Source organism: Pseudomonas sp. BGI-2, from assembly GCF_004310295.1.
GTDB lineage: Bacteria > Pseudomonadota > Gammaproteobacteria > Pseudomonadales > Pseudomonadaceae > Aquipseudomonas.
In genome coordinates, this window is sequence record NZ_SISB01000023.1 from 40,774 (window position 1) to 59,899 (window position 19,126).

General features: G+C 58.8%; 17 protein-coding genes. 10 read left to right on the forward strand and 7 right to left on the reverse strand.

Annotated elements, in window-relative coordinates; genetic code table 11:
• Window positions 1-47 precede the first annotated feature (47 nt).
• Both pap and EYC95_RS16725 read left to right on the forward strand, forming a co-directional pair.
• Complete coding sequence (gene pap / locus EYC95_RS16720; protein ID WP_131061349.1) at window positions 48-1,571, forward strand: polyphosphate:AMP phosphotransferase; 1,524 nt, start codon at window positions 48-50, stop codon at window positions 1,569-1,571.
• 102 nt (window positions 1,572-1,673) lie between these two features.
• Window positions 1,674-2,858: a thiolase family protein gene (locus EYC95_RS16725; RefSeq protein WP_131061350.1), complete on the forward strand. Its 1,185-nt coding sequence runs from the start codon at window positions 1,674-1,676 to the stop codon at window positions 2,856-2,858.
• A 126-nt stretch (window positions 2,859-2,984) separates the two neighbouring features.
• Here the strand turns inward: EYC95_RS16725 and EYC95_RS16730 are convergent, their stop codons facing one another.
• Complete coding sequence (locus EYC95_RS16730) at window positions 2,985-3,179, reverse strand: DUF6316 family protein (RefSeq protein ID WP_131061351.1); 195 nt, start codon at window positions 3,177-3,179, stop codon at window positions 2,985-2,987.
• 210 nt (window positions 3,180-3,389) lie between these two features.
• Between EYC95_RS16730 and EYC95_RS16735 the strand changes: the two genes are divergently transcribed.
• Window positions 3,390-4,349 carry a DMT family transporter gene (locus tag EYC95_RS16735; RefSeq protein ID WP_131061352.1) on the forward strand — a complete coding sequence of 320 codons (960 nt, stop codon included), beginning with the start codon at window positions 3,390-3,392 and terminating at the stop codon, window positions 4,347-4,349.
• Window positions 4,350-4,465: 116 nt separating this feature from the next.
• Here EYC95_RS16735 and EYC95_RS16740 read toward each other — a convergent pair whose 3' ends face one another.
• The gene (locus EYC95_RS16740; RefSeq protein WP_131061353.1) at window positions 4,466-5,860 is read right to left on the reverse strand and encodes a class II fumarate hydratase; all 1,395 of its coding nucleotides are present in this window, start codon (window positions 5,858-5,860) and stop codon (window positions 4,466-4,468) included.
• A 191-nt stretch (window positions 5,861-6,051) separates the two neighbouring features.
• Here EYC95_RS16740 and EYC95_RS16745 point away from each other — a divergent pair, with 191 nt between their 5' ends.
• The 7 genes from EYC95_RS16745 to EYC95_RS16775 all read left to right on the forward strand — a co-directional run bounded on the left by EYC95_RS16745 (window position 6,052) and on the right by EYC95_RS16775 (window position 14,028).
• A complete protein-coding gene (locus EYC95_RS16745) occupies window positions 6,052-6,576 on the forward strand; it encodes a DUF2059 domain-containing protein (protein ID WP_109633752.1) in 525 nt (174 codons plus the stop codon).
• 12 nt (window positions 6,577-6,588) lie between these two features.
• On the forward strand, window positions 6,589-6,888 hold the full coding sequence (locus tag EYC95_RS16750; protein ID WP_008151216.1) for a BolA family transcriptional regulator: 300 nt from the start codon (window positions 6,589-6,591) through the stop codon (window positions 6,886-6,888).
• Between the two features lie 311 nt (window positions 6,889-7,199).
• Window positions 7,200-8,141, forward strand: coding sequence for a rhodanese-related sulfurtransferase (locus tag EYC95_RS16755; protein WP_131061354.1), 942 nt, complete (start codon window positions 7,200-7,202; stop codon window positions 8,139-8,141).
• Between the two features lie 39 nt (window positions 8,142-8,180).
• Complete coding sequence (locus EYC95_RS16760) at window positions 8,181-8,783, forward strand: DsbA family protein (RefSeq protein ID WP_178083841.1); 603 nt, start codon at window positions 8,181-8,183, stop codon at window positions 8,781-8,783.
• Window positions 8,776-10,593, forward strand: coding sequence for an ABC transporter ATP-binding protein (locus EYC95_RS16765; protein ID WP_131061356.1), 1,818 nt, complete (start codon window positions 8,776-8,778; stop codon window positions 10,591-10,593). The genes EYC95_RS16760 and EYC95_RS16765 overlap by 8 nt, the downstream gene beginning before the upstream one ends.
• Before the next feature lie 135 nt (window positions 10,594-10,728).
• Window positions 10,729-13,188, forward strand: coding sequence for an EAL domain-containing protein (locus EYC95_RS16770; protein WP_131061357.1), 2,460 nt, complete (start codon window positions 10,729-10,731; stop codon window positions 13,186-13,188).
• 78 nt (window positions 13,189-13,266) lie between these two features.
• Entirely contained in the window at window positions 13,267-14,028 is a 762-nt protein-coding gene (locus tag EYC95_RS16775; protein WP_371928422.1) for a TenA family transcriptional regulator, read from the forward strand.
• Between the two features lie 74 nt (window positions 14,029-14,102).
• Here EYC95_RS16775 and EYC95_RS16780 read toward each other — a convergent pair whose 3' ends face one another.
• From EYC95_RS16780 to EYC95_RS16800, 5 genes are all read right to left on the reverse strand, one after another.
• On the reverse strand, window positions 14,103-15,029 hold the full coding sequence (locus EYC95_RS16780; RefSeq protein WP_131061359.1) for a GGDEF domain-containing protein: 927 nt from the start codon (window positions 15,027-15,029) through the stop codon (window positions 14,103-14,105).
• A gap of 373 nt (window positions 15,030-15,402) precedes the next feature.
• Window positions 15,403-16,143, reverse strand: coding sequence for a YciK family oxidoreductase (locus tag EYC95_RS16785; RefSeq protein WP_007899713.1), 741 nt, complete (start codon window positions 16,141-16,143; stop codon window positions 15,403-15,405).
• Window positions 16,144-16,358: 215 nt separating this feature from the next.
• The gene (gene mupP / locus EYC95_RS16790) at window positions 16,359-17,030 is read right to left on the reverse strand and encodes an N-acetylmuramic acid 6-phosphate phosphatase MupP (protein ID WP_131061360.1); all 672 of its coding nucleotides are present in this window, start codon (window positions 17,028-17,030) and stop codon (window positions 16,359-16,361) included.
• A gap of 4 nt (window positions 17,031-17,034) precedes the next feature.
• Window positions 17,035-17,733: a bifunctional 2-polyprenyl-6-hydroxyphenol methylase/3-demethylubiquinol 3-O-methyltransferase UbiG gene (ubiG, locus tag EYC95_RS16795; protein WP_131061361.1), complete on the reverse strand. Its 699-nt coding sequence runs from the start codon at window positions 17,731-17,733 to the stop codon at window positions 17,035-17,037.
• A 61-nt stretch (window positions 17,734-17,794) separates the two neighbouring features.
• The gene (locus EYC95_RS16800; protein ID WP_131061362.1) at window positions 17,795-19,126 is read right to left on the reverse strand and encodes a TRZ/ATZ family hydrolase; all 1,332 of its coding nucleotides are present in this window, start codon (window positions 19,124-19,126) and stop codon (window positions 17,795-17,797) included.

A 19,126-nucleotide genomic window follows, 5' to 3' on the forward strand; every position in this document is an offset into this window, starting at 1 on the left:
ACGAGGTCAATCCGCTAGTCTTGCTCAATCTGGGAAGGGAGCCATTCATGTTCGAATCTGCTGAAATCGGTCACGCCATCGACAAAGAAACCTATGAAGCTGAAGAACCGGCGCTGCGTGAAGCGTTGCTCGAAGCGCAGTTCGAGCTTCAGCAGCAAAAGCGCTTTCCGGTGATCATCCTGATCAACGGCATCGAAGGCGCCGGCAAGGGCGAGACGGTCAAGTTGCTCAACGAGTGGATGGACCCGCGCCTGATCGAAGTCCGCACCTTCGATCAGCAGACCGACGAGGAGCTGGCGCGCCCTCCGGCCTGGCGGTATTGGCGGATGCTCCCGGCCAAGGGGCGCATGGGTATTTTCTTCGGCAACTGGTACAGCCAGATGCTGCAGGGCCGGGTCCATGGGTTGTTCAAGGACGCGGTGCTGGATCAAGCGATCAACCAGTCCGAGCGTTTTGAAAAAATGCTCTGCGACGAGGGCGCGCTGATCTTCAAGTTCTGGTTTCACCTCTCCAAGAAGCAAATGAAGGCGCGTCTCAAGGCACTCGCCGACGACCCCTTGCACAGCTGGCGTATCAGCCCGCTGGACTGGCAACAATCGCGGACCTACGACAAATTCGTGAAGTACGGCGAGCGGGTGTTGCGCCGCACCAGCCGCGACTACGCGCCCTGGCATGTGATTGAAGGCGTGGATGCGCATTACCGCAGCCTGGCGGTGGGCAAAATCCTCCTCGAAGGTCTGCAAAGTGCCTTGAAGCGATCCAGGATTCATCCCGCCAAAGTCAATGCTGCGCCGCTGCCGATCCATGTCGATCAGTTGAGCCTGCTCGACAGCCTCGACTTGAGCCAGCGCCTGGACAAGGACGATTACGAAGAACAACTGATTACCGAGCAGGCGCGCTTCTCGGGCCTGATGCGCGACAAGCGCATGCGCCAACACGCCTTGGTCGCGGTGTTCGAAGGCAATGATGCGGCCGGCAAGGGAGGGGCGATTCGTCGCGTCGCGGCGGCGCTCGATCCACGCCAATACAGCATCGTGCCGATTGCCGCGCCCACCGAGGAGGAACGGGCGCAACCGTATTTGTGGCGCTTCTGGCGGCACCTTCCGGCCAAGGGCAAGTTCACGGTGTTCGATCGTTCCTGGTACGGGCGTGTGCTGGTGGAGCGTGTCGAAGGCTTCTGTCCACCGGCGGACTGGCTGCGGGCCTACAGCGAGATCAATGATTTCGAAGAGCAGATTTCCGAGTCGGGCCTCATCGTGGTCAAGTTCTGGCTGGCCATCGACAAACAGACGCAACTGGAGCGTTTCGAGGCGCGGGAAGAAATTCCCTTCAAACGTTTCAAGATCACTGAAGACGACTGGCGCAACCGGGACAAGTGGGACGCTTACCGTGCGGCCGTCGGCGATATGGTTGACCGCACCAGCACCGAAATCTCGCCGTGGACCTTGGTAGAGGCCAATGACAAGCGCTGGGCCCGGGTCAAGGTCCTGCGCACGATCAACCATGCGCTGGAAGAAGCGTTCGAGAAATCAGACAAGCACGACAGGATGGGTAAAAAACACAAGTCGTGAGCCGATGGTTACGCATACGCGGGGTGAATGATTGTCGCGGTCGGTTATGGGGTGGACTTATGCTCGGTCCACTCTCAACCCACAACAACAATGAGGTATGCCATGCGTGAAGTGGTGATCGTCGACAGCGTGCGGACCGGCTTGGCCAAATCCTTTCGCGGCAAGTTCAACCAGACCCGTCCGGATGACATGGCGGCGCATTGTGTCGATGCCTTGTTGGCGCGCACCGGTATCGACCCGGCCAGCGTTGAGGATTGCATCGTCGGCGCGGGCTCCAACGAAGGCGCCCAAGGTTACAACATCGGTCGCAACGTCGCGGTGTTGTCGCGTCTGGGCACCGGCACCGCCGGTATGACCCTCAACCGTTTCTGCTCGTCGGGCTTGCAGGCCATCGCCATCGCCGCCAACCAGATCGCCTCGGGCTGCAGCGACATCATCGTGGCCGGTGGCGTCGAATCCATCAGCCTGACCATGAAAAGCGTCAACACCGACAACCTGATCAACCCGCTCCTGAAAGAGCAGGTGCCGGGCATCTATTTCCCGATGGGCCAGACCGCCGAAATCGTCGCACGTCGTTACAGCATCAGTCGCCAGGAGCAGGATCTGTACGCCCTGCAAAGTCAGCAACGTACTGCCCAGGCTCAGGCCGCTGGCTTGTTCGATGATGAAATCGTGCCGATGGCGGTGAAGTACCGGGTTGAAGACAAGGCCACCGGTCAGATCCAGATCCTCGACGGGATCGTCGATCGCGACGACTGCAACCGCCCGGACACCACCCTTGAAAGCCTGGCCGGGTTGAAACCGGTGTTTGCCGAGGACGGTTCGGTGACGGCGGGTAACTCGTCGCAACTGTCTGATGGCGCTTCGATGACGCTGGTCATGAGCCTGGAAAAAGCCCTGGCACTGGGACTCAAGCCAAAGGCGTTCTTCCGTGGTTTCGCGGTGGCCGGGTGCGAGCCGGACGAGATGGGCATCGGTCCGGTGTTCTCGGTGCCGAAATTGCTCAAGGCCAAAGGCTTGCAGGTGGCCGACATTGATCTCTGGGAACTCAACGAAGCGTTTGCCTCTCAGTGCCTGTACAGCCGCAACCGCCTGGAGATCGATAACGACAAGTACAACGTCAATGGCGGCTCGATTTCCATCGGCCACCCGTTCGGCATGACCGGCTCGCGTCAGGTGGGGCACATCGTGCGTGAGTTGCAGCGGCGCAACTTGCGTTACGGCGTCGTCACCATGTGCGTGGGTGGCGGGATGGGGGCGACCGGGTTGTTTGAAGCGGTGCGATAGGCCATTCAATATGTGCTGAATGTTTAATCGCCTTCGCGAGCAAGCCCGCTCCCACAGTTGACCGCATTCCTATGGGGAACTCGGTCTAGTGTGGGAGCGGGCTTGCTCGCGAAGGCCGCACCTCGGTCAACGGTGGGCACCCAAAACCTGCATCCGCGCAATGTAGGCCTGAATCTCCCGCTCTGCCGACTGCGGATTATCAAACGGCCCCTCCAGCGTGTTTTCCCGGGTGCTGAAAAACAATTCCCCGTTCACACGGCACACTCGGTCGCAGCGAAAGTGCGTGGCGGGGGCGGTGTCCTGGGCGCGCATGCCGTACATGGCTATCTCCTGAAGGATGTTCCTGTTGGTGGATCCAAGGAGCTTATGCATGAACCACTTGCGGCGCCTGACCAACTGATCGACGGCACATCGCCAAATGAATGGTGCGACCTGCACAGTTTCATTCGCGGTCAGTCGCCAACTGTCCCTGTGTCGCGCCGGGGTCTGCGCCTAGAATGGTGTTTCTTGCCATCTGGCTTTGGGGTTCGCATGCACATATCATCCGGTCGCTGGGTTTACGGTCTGTCCCTGGCCTTGCTGACCGCGCTGCTGTGGGGAATCCTGCCGATCAAACTCAAACAAGTCCTGCTGGTGATGGACCCGGTGACGGTGACCTGGTTTCGCCTGACGGTGTCCGGTGGGTGCCTGTTCATCTATCTGGCGGCGACCAAACGCCTGCCGAGCCGCAAAGTCCTCGGCCCGCGCGGTGGCTGGCTGGTGTTGATGGCGGTGCTTGGTCTGGTCGGCAACTACGTGTTGTACCTGATGGGCTTGAACCTGCTCAGCCCCGGCACCGCGCAACTGGTGGTGCAGATGGGCCCGATCATGTTGCTGATCGCCAGTTTGTTTGTGTTCAAGGAACGGTTCAGTGTGGGGCAGGGGATGGGTCTGCTGGTGCTGCTGATTGGCTTCGCACTCTTCTTTAATCAACGCTTGACCGAGTTGTTGACCTCGTTGACCGATTACACCGCAGGCGTGTTGCTGGTGCTGTTGGCGTCGACGGTCTGGACGTTTTACGCGCTGGGGCAGAAGCAATTGCTGACGGTATGGAACTCGTTGCAGGTGATGATGGTGATCTACCTGTTCTGCGCGCTGTTGCTGACGCCGTGGGTGCATCCGCTGGAGGCACTGCAATTGAGCCCGCTGCAAGGCTGGTTGTTGCTGGCGTGCTGCATGAACACCCTGATCGCCTATGGCGCATTTGCCGAAGCGCTGGCCCATTGGGAAGCTTCGCGGGTGAGTGCGACGCTGGCGATTACGCCGTTGGTGACGTTTGGCGCGGTGGCCGTGGCGGCGTGGGCGTGGCCGGAGTACGTGCATGCCGAGACGATCAATGGTCTGGGGTATGGCGGGGCGGTGTTGGTGGTGGTGGGTTCAGCGTTGGTGGCGTTGGGGCCGTCGCTGATTGCCGGGCTCAAGGCGCGCAAGGTGCGGATGGCGGCCAGTTAAACCGCGTTATCGTTCTTCGCGGGCAAGCCTCGCTCCTACAGAAGATCTATGTCGCACTTCAGTCCCTGTAGGAGCGAGGCTTGCCCGCGAAGACTGACTGTCAGGCGCTGAAAATCTTAACCCTTGGCGCCCGCTTCCAGCATATTCTCCGGCCTCACCCAGGCATCAAACTGCTCATCCGTCAGATACCCCAGCTGCAACGCCGCCTCACGCAGTGTCAGTCCCTCGTTGTAGGCCTTCTTGGCAATCTCCGCCGATTTGTCGTAGCCGATGTGCGGGTTCAGCGCCGTCACCAGCATCAACCCACGCTCCAGGTGTTCAGCCATTTTCAGCGCATCTGGCTCAAGCCCTGCGATGCAGTGCTGCTGGAAGTTGCTGCAGCCATCGCCCAGCAGGCGGATCGATTGCAGCAAGTTGTGGATAATCACCGGTTTGAACACGTTCAGCTGCAAGTGCCCCTGACTCGCCGCAAAACCAATGGCGACGTCATTGCCCAAAACCTGACACGCCAGCATCGACAGCGCTTCGCACTGGGTCGGATTGACCTTGCCCGGCATGATTGAGCTGCCCGGTTCGTTGGCTGGCAGCTTCACTTCGGCGAAACCTGCGCGCGGCCCGGAACCCAGCAGACGCAGGTCGTTGGCGATTTTCATCAGGCTCACGGCAAGGGTTTTCAGCGCCCCCGACAGGGTGGTCAACGGCTCATGGCCGGCCAGCGCGGCAAACTTGTTCGGTGCGGTGACGAACGGCAAGCCGGAAAGGGCGGCCAACTCTGCAGCGATCGCCTCGCCAAAACCGTGGGGTGAGTTCAGCCCGGTGCCGACCGCCGTGCCGCCCTGCGCCAGTTCACAGACCGCCGGCAGTGCGCTGCGGATCGCCCGTTCGGCGTAATCCAGTTGCGCGATGAACGCCGAGAGTTCCTGGCCGAAGGTGATCGGCGTGGCGTCCATCATATGGGTACGGCCGGTCTTGACCAGTTTCATGTGTCGCGCCGACAACTCGGCCAACCCGCCAGAGAGCTCACTGATCGCCGGCAGCAAATGCTGCTGCACCGCCTGAACGGCGGCAATGTGCATGGCGGTCGGGAAGCAATCATTGGAGCTTTGGGAGCGGTTGACGTGATCGTTAGGGTGAACCGGTGATTTGCCGCCGCGAGGGTTACCGGCCAGTTCATTGGCGCGTCCGGCGATCACTTCGTTGACGTTCATGTTGCTCTGGGTGCCGCTGCCGGTCTGCCAGACCACCAGCGGGAACTGGTCGTCGTGGCTGCCGTCGAGCACTTCGTCGGCGGCCTGTTCGATCAGGCGGGCGATGTCGGCAGGCAGATCACCGTTGCGGTCATTGACCCGCGCCGCGGCTTTCTTGATCAGGGCCAATGCGTGCAGCACGGCCAACGGCATACGTTCGTTGCCAATGGCGAAATTAATCAGCGAGCGTTGCGTCTGAGCGCCCCAGTAGGCTTCATCCGGGACTTCCACCTGGCCAAGGCTGTCGGTTTCGATACGGCTCATCTTGCACACTCCTGTAAGTCGATAGCGCAGTTTAGGCCGTGATCGCCGGCCGTGGTTCCATTAGTCTGGATTTTGACCGCTCAACGCCTCTAATTCAGGCCCGACAAGGCTTGGGGTTGAGTGACACACTTTTTTAGGCGCAGAATGGACGCCCTTGGGGTTTTACCTCGCCTGCTAGAAAAGGAAACTCGATGACTCGTCTTCGTGCCATCTGTACCGCGGTTGCACTGGTTTGCGCCAGCGGCCCTGTTTTTGCCGATACCGCCAGCCACAACGCCAGTGCCGAAGCTTTCCTGACCCTGGCGCACGCTGACAAATTGGGCACTCCGGTGTACATGCAAGTGCAGCAAATGTTCGCTCAGCGCTTTGAACAGACCAAAGCCCCTGAGTCGAAAAAAGCCTTGCTGGAAACCTACCAGGCCAAAGCCAACGCCGCGTTGGACCAAGCCATTGGCTGGAACAAGCTGAAGCCGGACATGGTCAAGCTCTACACCACCAACTTCAGCGAATCCGAGCTCAAAGACCTGGTCGCGTTCTACAAGTCGCCACTGGGCAAGAAAGTCCTGGAAAAAATGCCGCAGCTGACTCAGCAATCGGCCCAGATGACTCAAGCCAAGCTGGAAAGCGCGGTGCCTGTGGTCAACAAACTGCTGGCTGACATGACTGCCGAGCTGGAGCCTAAAGGCGCCGCCGCTCCAGCCAAGAAAAAGCCTTAAGCGGAGTTGGGTATGACCATGCAACAACGCATCGAATCGACGCTGGGCCTGTTGCAGCCGCAGCATCTGCAAGTGCTGGATGAAAGCCACATGCACAGCCGTGGGTTGCAGACCCACTTCAAGGCCGTGGTGGTCAGCCAGCAGTTCGAAGGGCTCAACCGGGTCAAGCGACACCAAAAAGTCTACGGCACGCTCGGCGAGCTGATGGGCGAATTCCATGCGTTGGCGCTGCATACCTACACGCCGGAAGAATGGGCTCAGATCGACGCGGCTCCGGCCTCGCCGACCTGTGCTGGCGGTAGCAAGCATTGATGTGACGGGTTGAAGAGCTGTTGTGGCGAGGGCTTTGTGGCGAGGGGATTCATCCCCGTTCGGCTGCGAAGCAGTCGTAAAACCGGCAGCTCGGTTTGTCTGAAACGCCTCAGTGAGGCTGATATTTTCAGGTCTGCTTCGCAGCCCAGCGGGGATAAATCCCCTCGCCACAATGGTTCTCACCAGACTTTTAGATCCCAGTCCTAAACCCACACCATTTTTGCTAGAATCCGCAACGCGCCGCTCACCCGGCGCGTTTTTTTTCGCATCCGGTTCACCCCTTACGAGGGTAGCCACCTGGAGAATCACCCATGACACAACAGATTGTCGTGGCGGCACTGTATAAGTTCGTCACTCTGGAAGATTACGTCGCCCTGCGCGAGCCACTGCTGCAAGCGATGGTCGACAACGGCATCAAAGGCACGCTGCTGATCGCCGAAGAAGGCATCAACGGCACTGTGTCCGGCAGCCGCGAAGGTATTGACGGGCTGATGGCCTGGCTCAAGAACGACCCGCGCATGGACGATATCGACCACAAAGAGTCGTACTGCGACGACCAGCCGTTCTACCGCACCAAGGTCAAACTCAAGAAAGAAATCGTCACCCTCGGCGTTGAAGGCGTGGACCCGAACAAAAAGGTCGGCACTTACGTCGATCCAGAGAACTGGAACGCCCTGATCAGCGATCCTGAAGTGCTGTTGATCGACACCCGTAACGACTATGAAGTCTCAATCGGCACCTTCGAAGGCGCCATCGATCCGAAAACCACCAGCTTTCGCGAATTTCCCGACTACATCAAAGCCCACTTCGACCCGGCCGTGCACAAGAAAGTCGCGATGTTCTGCACCGGCGGCATTCGTTGTGAAAAGGCCTCGAGCTATATGCTCAGTCAAGGCTTCGACGAGGTTTATCACCTCAAGGGCGGTATTCTGAAGTACCTCGAAGAGGTGCCGCAGGAAGAAACCAAATGGCAGGGCGACTGCTTCGTGTTCGATAACCGCGTGACCGTTCGTCACGACCTTAGCGAAGGCGACTACGATCAATGTCATGCCTGTCGTACGCCGATCAGCGTCGAAGACCGCACATCCGAGCATTATGTGGCCGGCATCAGTTGCCCGCATTGCTGGGATACGCTCAGCGAGAAAACCCGCCGCAGCGCCATTGATCGGCAGAAGCAGATCGAACTGGCCAAGGCGCGCAACCTGCCTCACCCGATCGGCTACAACTACAAGCAAACTCCTTCAGAGGCTTGAACCATGTCTGCCCAACGTCTGCTCTATGTGATGGACCCGATGTGTTCCTGGTGCTGGGGCTTTGCGCCGGTCGCCAACGCGCTGGTCGAGCAGGCGCAGGCGGCAGGGGTGGACGTGCATCTGGTGGTGGGTGGCTTGCGCACCGGCAGCGGCTCCGCATTGGAGCCGACCACCCGGCGCTATATCCTTGAGCATTGGCAGGCCGTCAACGAGGCCACCGGCCAACCGTTCAAGACCGAAGGCGCGTTGCCTGAAGGTTTTGTCTACGACACCGAGCCTGCGTGCAGGGCTCTGGTCACTGCGCGCAACCTGGCGCCGGATTGCGCGTGGAAGCTGCTCGGGCTGATTCAGCACGCGTTCTACGCTGAAGGCCGAGACGTCACCCACGCCAGTGTTCTGGTCGAGTTGGCCGAGCAGGCCGGCCTGCCGCGCATCGAGTTTGCTGCCGCGTTCGACCGTGCCGATCAGCACGCCGCGACGGCTGCCGATTTCACCTGGGTCCAGGACCTCGGCATCGCCGGATTCCCTACGCTGTTGGCCGAACGTAATGGGCAACTGGCGCTGTTGACCAATGGCTATCAACCCTTGAGTGAACTGTCGCCATTGCTCGGCCGTTGGCTGGAGCGCGCTGCCTGTGCATGACGTGCCCGATGACACGCCAGCTCCCAAGCGTGTCGATCGGCTGAGTTGGGCTGAAATCCGTCGCTTGGCCCTTCACCATAAAAAATCTCTGTGGATCGCCAATGGCGTGGCGGTGTTGGCCACCCTGTGCAGCGTGCCGATTCCTTTGCTGCTGCCATTGCTGGTAGACGAAGTGCTGCTGGGTCACGGCGATTCCGCACTGAAAATCATGAACCATGCGTTGCCTGAACACTGGCAAAAAGCAGCGGGTTACATCGGCCTGATGCTGCTGGTGACCTTGTTGTTGCGTTGTGGTGCCTTGCTGTTCAACGTGGTGCAGGCGAAATTGTTCGCGGCGCTGGCCAAAGACATCGTGTATCGCATCCGTATACGGCTGATCGAACGGCTCAAGCGCATTTCCCTGGGCGAATACGAAAGCCTGGGCAGCGGCACGGTGACTACGCACCTGGTCACGGACCTGGACACGCTGGACAAATTTGTCGGCGAGACACTCAGTCGATTCCTCGTGGCGATGCTGACACTGGTCGGCACCGCGAGCATTCTGATCTGGATGCACTGGAAGCTGGCGCTGCTGATCATGCTGTTCAATCCGCTGGTGATCTACGCCACGGTGCAACTGGGTAAGCGGGTCAAACACCTGAAGAAGCTCGAGAACGACAGCACCTCGCGTTTTACCCAGGCCCTGACCGAAACCCTCGACTCGATTCAGGAAGTGCGTGCCGGCAACCGTCAGGGGTTTTTCCTCGGGCGTCTGGGGCATCGAGCCCGGGAAGTGCGCGATTACGCCGTTAACTCTCAGTGGAAGACCGATGCGTCGAACCGCGCCAGTGGCTTGCTGTTCCAGTTCGGCATCGATATTTTCCGCGCTGCGGCGATGCTCACCGTATTGTTCTCCGACTTGTCCATCGGCCAGATGCTGGCGGTGTTCAGCTACCTGTGGTTCATGATCGGTCCAGTGGAGCAGTTGCTCAATTTGCAGTACGCCTATTACGCCGCTGGCGGTGCGCTGTCGCGGATCAACGAGCTGCTGGCCCGCGCCGATGAGCCGCAATACCCCGGCGGTGTCGATCCGTTCCAGGGACGGGACACCGTGGGCATTGAAGTCCAGGGCTTGAGTTTCGGATACGGCGACGAGTTGGTGTTGAACCAGATGGACCTGTCCATCGCCCCCGGTGAAAAAGTGGCGATCGTTGGTGCCAGCGGCGGTGGCAAAAGCACGCTGGTGCAGTTGCTGTTGGGGTTGTACACGCCCCTTGCCGGAACCATCCGCTTCGGTGGCTCGACCCAGCAAGAGATCGGCCTGGAGACCGTGCGCGAAAACGTCGCCGTGGTCCTGCAACACCCCGCGCTGTTCAACGACACTGTGCGCGCCAACCTGACGATGGGACGTGTACGCAGCGACGAGGCTTGTTGGCAAGCGCTGGAAATCGCCCAGCTGAACCAAACTGTTCGAGCATTGCCTGATGGTTTGGACAGCATCGTCGGACGTTCGGGTGTGCGTTTGTCCGGTGGCCAGCGGCAACGGCTGGCGATTGCGCGGATGGTGCTGGCCGAACCCAAGGTGGTGATTCTCGACGAGGCGACCTCGGCGCTGGACGCTGCCACCGAATACAACCTGCACCAGGCGCTGGCGAAGTTCCTGAGCCACCGCACTACGCTGATCATTGCGCATCGGTTGTCGGCGGTGAAGCAGGCCGATCGGGTGCTGGTGTTCGACGGCGGGCAAATTGCCGAGGATGGCGACCATCAGCAACTGATAGCCGAAGGTGGTTTGTACGCCAAACTTTATGGGCATTTGCAGCAGCATTAATGACAGTTCATGCCAGGTTGACGCCAGATTGCGCACAAATGTGGGCGCTGGCTTGCCGGGATCGAATACGCACCCTAGTCTAGCTGTAGCGATCACGTTGGATGATGATCTGGCAGTGCTAATGCAAGGGACCTCATGAAGCAAAAGCGGACTCTCGGAACCCCAAGGTTATTGGGCATCGTCTGGCCATTTATTGCCGTAGTGCTATTTCAAGCGCTGTTGGGCGGGGTCAGTCTTTATGTACTTTCGGCGGTTCGCGGCTATGTTGCCGGGGAAAGCCTGTGGTCCAAGGGCCAGAAGGACGCCATCTATTACCTCAATCTCTACGCGGACAGTCGCGATAAGGCTATTTTCCACAAGTACCAGAACGCCATTGCCGTACCACAGGGTGGCCATGAGTTGCGCGTGGCGCTGGATCACCAGCCACCGAATATCGAAGCCGCGCGCGTGGCAATTCTCAAGGGTGGCAATCACCCCGACGACGTCTCCAGCCTGATCTGGCTGTACCTCAATTTCCGGCATTTCAGCTACCTGGAAAAAGCCATCGACCGCTGGACGGTGGGTGACGCGTACCTGGTGCAGCTCGATAACGTCGCCCTGGAAATGCATCAGCGTATTACCGAAAGTAAGGCTTCGGACGCCGACATCAAGCGTTGGAAGGACCAGATATTTGAGATCAACGATGGTGTGACGCCTGCCGCCAAAGCCTTCAGCGATGCCTTGGGCGAGGGCTCGCGCTTGATTCTTCGCCTGCTGCTGGTGACGAACCTGGCCACGGCCCTGGGCTTGATTGCATTGGCCCTTATGCGCACCCACAAACTGCTCAAGCAGCGCCATGCCTTTGCCGAGGCCTTGCAGTTGGAGAAAGAGCGAGCGCAGATCACCCTGCAATCCATCGGCGATGGGGTGATCACCACGGATGTCGACGGTGCAATCGCCTACATGAACCCGGCTGCCGAAGCGTTGACTCACTGGAAAGGCGAGCAAGCCATCGGTTTACCGCTGGCAGCCTTGTTCAATCTGCTGGATGAAAACGCTCAGGCTGATGGTTTTACCCTTATCGAGCATATTTTGAGCGGTCAGCTCAGCGGCGGCAGCGAACATTCCAAACTGATCCAGCGCCTGGATGGCAGCACCGTTTCGGTCACCCTGGTCGGGGCGCCGATCCGCAATGCCGGCAAGGTCAGTGGCGCCGTGCTGGTGTTGCATGACATGACTCAGGAGCGGCAGTACATCGCCAATCTGTCCTGGCAGGCGACCCATGACGCCTTGACCGGGCTGGCCAATCGTCGCGAGTTCGAATATCGCCTGGAGCAGGCGCTGCACAACCTGACGCGTTACCCCGGGCGCCACGCCTTGATGTTCCTTGATCTGGACCAGTTCAAACTGGTCAACGATACCTGCGGCCATGCGGCGGGTGACGAGCTGCTGCGGCATATCTGTGCGCTGCTGCAATCAGGCCTGCGCGAAGGTGACACCCTGGCCCGGCTGGGCGGCGACGAGTTCGGCATTTTGCTGGAAAACTGTCCGTCGGAAGCGGCCGAGAAAATTGCAGAGAGCCTGCGTCATACGGTGCAGAACCTGCACTTTGTCTGGAAAGGCCGGCCATTCGTCACGACCGTGAGTATCGGGATGGTTCATGTTGCACAGAACCCGACCACCCTCGAAGCTTCGCTGCGTGCCGCTGATATGGCGTGTTACATGGCCAAGGAAAAGGGGCGTAACCGTGTTCAGGTGTATAACGCCGATGATTCGGAGCTGTCCCTGCGTTTCGGTGAAATGGCGTGGGTACAACGTCTGCACATGGCACTGGAAGAGGACCGCTTTTGCCTGTACTCCCAGGAAATCGCGCCCCTTGGACATACCGAGCACGGCGGCGGGCATATAGAAATCCTGTTGCGTCTACATGATGAAGCCGGTCGCATGATATTGCCTGACAGTTTTATTCCCGCCGCCGAACGTTATGGCCTGATGACTGCACTTGATCGTTGGGTAGTGCAGAACGTCTTCAAGATCATTGCCCAATGTATAGCCGAAGAGCGCAAAGGTCCTTTGGCCATGTGTGCGATTAATCTGTCAGGCACTACTATCGGAGATGACGCGTTTCTGGACTTCCTGAGGGAACAGTTTGTTGCATGGTCTATTCCACCTGAAATGATTTGTTTTGAAATTACAGAAACCAGTGCTATTTCAAATTTGGGAAGTGCAATTAGATTTATCAATGAACTCAAAGGTTTAGGCTGCCATTTTTCATTGGATGACTTCTGCGCCGGGATGTCTTCATTCGCCTACTTGAAACATTTACCTGTAGACTTCTTGAAGATCGATGGAAGTTTCGTAAAGGATATGCTGGACGACCCGATTAACCGCGCCATGGTCGAAGTGATCAACCACATCGGCCATGTCATGGGTAAGCGTACGATTGCCGAGTTTGTAGAAACACCCCAAATCGAGCAGGCATTGCTGGAGATCGGGGTGGATTTCGCTCAAGGGTATGTCATTGAACGCCCGCATCTGTTTACCTGTGATAGTTTGCAAAGTCGTCCTGCCAGGCCTCAACCTTTGTTGTTCAAGGCGCCTGGCACGTTCCGTTGAAATCTCTTGCTGATCCTAACAATCACAATCAAAAGGAGCCCGACAGTGATCGACACATTCAACCGAACCGGACCACTCATGGAAGCTGCAAGTTATCCCGTATGGGCGCAACAGCTCATCAAGGATTGCAGCGAGAGTAAGCGCCGGGTTGTCGAACACGAACTGTATCAGCGCATGCGAGACAATAAACTCAGCGCAAAAACCATGCGTCAGTACCTTGTTGGTGGCTGGCCCGTAGTTGAACAGTTCGCGTTGTACATGGCACAAAACCTGACCAAGACTCGTTTTGCCCGCCATCCAGGTGAAGACATGGCGCGTCGCTGGTTGATGCGTAACATTCGTGTCGAACTTAACCATGCCGATTACTGGGTGCACTGGAGTCGGGCTCATGGTGTCAGCCTGGAAGATCTTCAAGCACAACAAGTTGCCCCTGAGTTACACGCGTTAAGCCATTGGTGCTGGCACACCAGTTCGGCGGATTCGCTGATTGTCGCCATCGCCGCGACCAACTACGCCATCGAAGGCGCGACCGGGGAGTGGTCGGCACTGGTCTGTTCCAATGGTGTCTACGCGGCAGCGTTCCCGGAGGAGGATCGCAAGCGGGCGATGAAGTGGTTGAAGATGCACGCCCAGTACGACGATGCCCATCCATGGGAAGCGCTGGAAATCATCTGCACGCTGGCCGGCATGAACCCGAGCAAATCCCTGCAAGTGGAGTTGCGCGAGGCTGTCTGCAAGAGCTACGACTACATGTACCTGTTTCTGGAGCGCTGCATGCAACTGGAACTCTCGGAAAAGGCACCGGTCGCGCGTGAGCGCATGGCATTGGCCGAAAGCTGATCCATAGGCAACACACACCAAAAAATGTGGGAGCGGGCTTGCTCCCACATTGTTTATGTAGCGCGGTTGAAGTTTTAACCCGCCATGGACAACCGGTTACGCCCTTCGCGTTTGGCGACATACAGCGCGCTGTCGGCCCGTCGCAACAAGCTCTCGGCAGACTCGCCGGGCAGCAGGGTTGAGCAACCCAGGCTTACTGTCAGCTCGACCATATTGCCATCGGCCTTATAGTTCTGCGCCTGCGCGGCAAACCGCAGTCGTTCGCCGACCATGGCGGCGGCTTCCCGACTGGTGTTGGACAGTAGGATAAGAAACTCTTCGCCCCCAAACCGGAACACCATGTCCACATTACGCAGTTGGTTCTTGATCGAGGCGGCAACAGCCTTGAGTACGTCATCACCCGCACTGTGGCCGAAATTATCGTTCACGTTTTTGAAGTGATCGATGTCCAGCATCAACAGTGACAACGGCATCAAGTGGCGACGCGACATCTCTATTTCACGTTGCAAGGTCTGATCCATGGCGACGCGGTTGCCGGTGTCGGTCAATGGATCGCGCAGTGCACTTTGAGTCGCGGCCCGATAGAGCAGGGCGTTACGCATCGGGAACAGGAGGGTGGACAGCAACGACTCCAGATTGCCCTGTTCGTATTCGCTGAATCGCTGATTACGGCGGAACACCAGTTCACCCAGGTTCTCGCCTTCATGGCTGAGGCTGTAGGTGACTGAATGATGGCCGCGCTGACCGAACTCCAGGCGCAAGCCACTGGCCGGGTGCTGAAAATTCAGCGCGTCCAGCGGTACAAGGCGCTGAATCTCACGGAAGAAAAGTCCGAGAATACGTTGTGGCTCAAGACTGGTTTGCAGCTGCTGGCCGAGTTGCTGGCGCAATTGTGCAAGGCTGAATGGCCGCTCCAGAATGGGAGGTTGCTGACCAAAGCCCAGGCGTTGCAATTTGGCGCTGTCGAAGTCAATTGCGTTGGTCTGGGATGGTGATTTCATATGGCGTGAGCCCCTAAGCAGTAAGGCTGTCTTACAGGCTGGGTGAGAGCGGCTTTGGGCTGCGCGTCATACTGGTCCATCAGTCCCGTAGGACATTTGGCGCAAGTTTAGTCCGCTTTATCGAAGATTAGTAACCTATCGACTGAGGCGTCTGCCCGATTGCTTTCACACGGCGTGTCTGAGCAAATTTAGAGCGAAAGTCATGCCAATGAGTTCCTTCTAACAAAAAGCGTTCCAAATCAATATTTTAAGAGGGTTTGATGATTTTTTGCCCGGAAGGGCGACGGCTATTTGACTGAAACGGACGTAGTTAGAAGGTACTTTGAGTGCCGCGCCGGGAAATCGACGCGACACAAAAAGCGACGTGCGGTTGTTACTGGGCGTTAAAAGCCTGGCCGTTGATGCCCGTGCTGTCCGGGCCCATCAGGTAGAGGTAGACCGGCATGATCTCCTCGGGCGTCGGGTTGTTCAGTGGATTTTCGCCGGGATAGGCCTGGGCGCGCATGCTGGTGCGGGTGGCGCCCGGGTTGATGCTGTTGGAACGCACCGGTGCCACGGTGTCGACTTCGTCAGCCAAGGTTTGCATCAGGCCTTCGGTGGCGAACTTGGACACGCCATAAGCGCCCCAATACGCACGACCCTTGCGACCGACGCTGCTAGAGGTGAACACCACCGAAGCGTCCTGGGACAGTTTGAGCAGGGGCAGCAAGGTGCTGGTGAGCATGAACATGGCGTTGACGTTGACGTGCATGACGCGCATGAAGTTCTCGCCAGACAGCTGCTCGATCGGCGTGCGCGGACCAATGATCGACGCGTTATGCAGCAAACCGTCGAGGTGGCCGAACTCTGTTTCGATCATCGCGGCCAGCTCGTCGTACTGATGAGGAAGCGCGGTTTCGAGGTTGAACGGGATCACCGCGGGTTGTGGATGCCCGGCCGCTTCGATCTCGTCATAGACCTGAGTCAGGTTGGCCTCGGTCTTGCCCAGCAGCAGTACAGTTGCACCATGGGCTGCGTAGGTTTTCGCAGCCGCAGCGCCAATGCCGCGACCTGCGCCGGTGACCAGGATGACCCGGTCCTTGAGCAATTCAGGGCGGGCGGAATAATCAAACATAAAAACCTCACAACAATTCAACACAAAGGCGGACACCGAACCTGTGGCGAGGGAGCTTGCCGTGGCGAGGGGATTTATCCCCGTTCGGCTGCGAAGCAGTCGTAAATTATTGCACGCGGCGTATCTTACCCACCGTAAATACCGGTTTGGGGTCGCTTCGCGACCCAGCGGGGATAAATCCCCTCGCCACAAAAGCATCCAGCAACCAGTCAGGGTCAGCAGCTACAGAGGGCGCTATCCAAAACCTTGCGCAACTCCAGCGGATGATCGACCACCACATCCGCCCCCCAATGCCGCGGGTTGTCGTCTGGGTGAATGTACCCATAGGTCACGGCAGCCGTTTTGGTGCCGGCATCGCGGCCCGACTCGATATCGCGCAAGTCATCGCCCACAAACAGCACGCTGGCCGGGTCCAGGTTGAGCATCTTGCACGCCAGGATCAACGGCTCAGGGTCCGGCTTGCTGTTCTTCACATGGTCCGGACAGATCAGCAGCGCCGAGCGTTCAGCCAGCCCCAGTCGTTGCATGATCGGCTCGGCGAAGCGCACAGGCTTGTTGGTCACTACACCCCAGATCAGGTTGGCTTTCTCGATATCGGCCAACAGTTCGCCCATGCCGTCGAACAGCTTGCTGTGAACCGCGCAATCTTTGAGGTAGCGCTCGAGAAACTCCAGGCGCAGCTCTTCAAAGCCTGGGGATTGCGGGTCCATGGAGAAGGTCACGGCGACCATCGCCTTGGCGCCGCCGGAAATCTCGTCGCGGATGTGTTTGTCGTTCACCGGCGGCAAGCCGCGATCGGCCAGCATCGCCTGGCAGATGGCAATGAAGTCCGGCGCGGTGTCGAGCAGCGTGCCGTCCATGTCGAAAAGGACTGCTCTGATTCGCATCGGCTTATTCCTCGCGCAGGGTCTGGATCATGTAGTTGACGTCCACATCGGCCGCCAGTTTGTAGTGCTTGGTCAGCGGGTTATAGGTCAGCCCGATGATGTCCTTGACGGTCAGGCCGGCCATGCGACTCCAGGCACCCAACTCGGAAGGGCGGATGAATTTCTTGAAGTCGTGAGTGCCGCGTGGCAGCAGCTTCATGATGTATTCAGCGCCGACAATGGCGAACAGATACGCCTTCGGATTGCGGTTGATGGTGGAGAAGAACACCTGGCCGCCCGGTTTGACCATTTTGAAGCAGGCGCGGATCACCGACGACGGATCCGGCACGTGCTCGAGCATTTCCAGGCAGGTGACCACGTCGAACTGCTCGGGCATTTCCTCTGCCAGCGCTTCGGCGGTGATCTGCCGGTATTCGACGCTCACGCCGGATTCCAGCTGATGCAATTGCGCGACCGCCAGCGGCGCTTCGCCCATGTCGATGCCCATGACGGTAGCACCGCGCTGAGCCATGGCTTCGCTGAGGATGCCGCCGCCGCAGCCCACATCGAGGACTTTCTTGCCGGCCAGACTGACCCGTTCGTCAATCCAGTTGACCCGCAGCGGGTTGATGTCGTGCAGCGGTTTGAACTCGCTTTCGCGGTCCCACCAGCGATGGGCCAGGGCTTCGAATTTGGCGATTTCGGCGTAGTCGACGTTGCTCATGGTTTAAGTCCTCTAAAACTTGAAAAATCCTGTTGCCCCGGTGTTCAGTCCGGGGGGCTTACTATTCGGTGTGGCCGCTGATGCGTTGACCCCAGGCCTTGGCAGTGGCGCAGAGCTGTTCTTCGTCGAGGCGGGTCAAGCGACGGTCGTCGAGCAGTTGCTTGCCGGCGACCCACAGGTGTTTCACGCAGTCCCGGCCGGTGGCGTATATAAGCTGCGAAACCGGATCGTAGACCGGTTGCTGCGCGAGGCCCGACAGATCGAACGCTACGATGTCCGCAGCTTTGCCGACTTCCAGCGAACCGACTTCGGCCTCTATCCCCAGCGCGCGGGCGCCGTTGAGCGTGGCCATGCGCAGCGCGCGATGGGCGTCCAGCGCGGTGGCCGAGCCGGCGACAGCCTTGGCCAGCAGCGCGGCAGTGCGGGTTTCGCCGAGCAAATCGAGGTCATTATTGCTGGCCGCGCCATCGGTACCGACGGCAACATTGACACCGGCCTGCCACAGGCGCTCGACCGGGCAGAAGCCGCTGGCCAGCTTGAGGTTGGATTCCGGGCAATGAATCACATTGGTGTTGCTTTCTACCAGCAACACCAGGTCTTCATCGCTGATCTGGGTCATGTGAACGGCCTGGAAGCGCGGCCCGAGCAGGCCCAGCCGCCCGAGTCGAGCCAGTGGGCGTTCACCGCGCTGCTCGACCGATTGCTGCACTTCGAAAGCGGTTTCGTGGACGTGCATGTGAATCGAGGCGTCCAGTTCTTCGGCGATTACTCGGATTTTTTCCAGGTTTTCGTCGCCCACGGTGTAGGGCGCATGGGGGCCGAACGTGACTTTGATGCGCTCGTGGTGCTTGAGATCACCGAACAATTCGACGCCCTGACGAATGGCCTCGTCCGCCGTGCTGGCGCCTGGAATCGGGAAGTCGAGGATCGGAATCGCGATCTGCGCGCGAATACCGCTGTTATGCACCCGCTCGCTGGCAACCGTCGGGAAGAAATACATGTCAGAGAAGCAGGTGATGCCACCTTTTATCTGCTCGGCGATGGCCAGGTCAGTGCCATCGCGCACGAAAGCTTCATCGACCCATTTGGCCTCGGCGGGCCAAATGTGGTTTTCCAGCCAGGTCATCAGCGGCAGATCGTCGGCCAGGCCCCGGAACAGCGTCATCGCCGCATGGCCGTGGGCATTGATCAGGCCGGGGCTGAGCAACATGCCCGGCAACTCACGCACTTCAGTTGCGTTAAGCTTCAGCGCAGCCGACCGTGGGCCGATAAACACGATACGCCCGTCGCGAATGCCCAGGCCGTGCTCTTTGAGGACAACACCAGCGGGTTCGACGGGTACCAGCCAGGTCGGCAGCAATAACAGGTCGAGCGCAGCGGCAGTGTTCGGCAT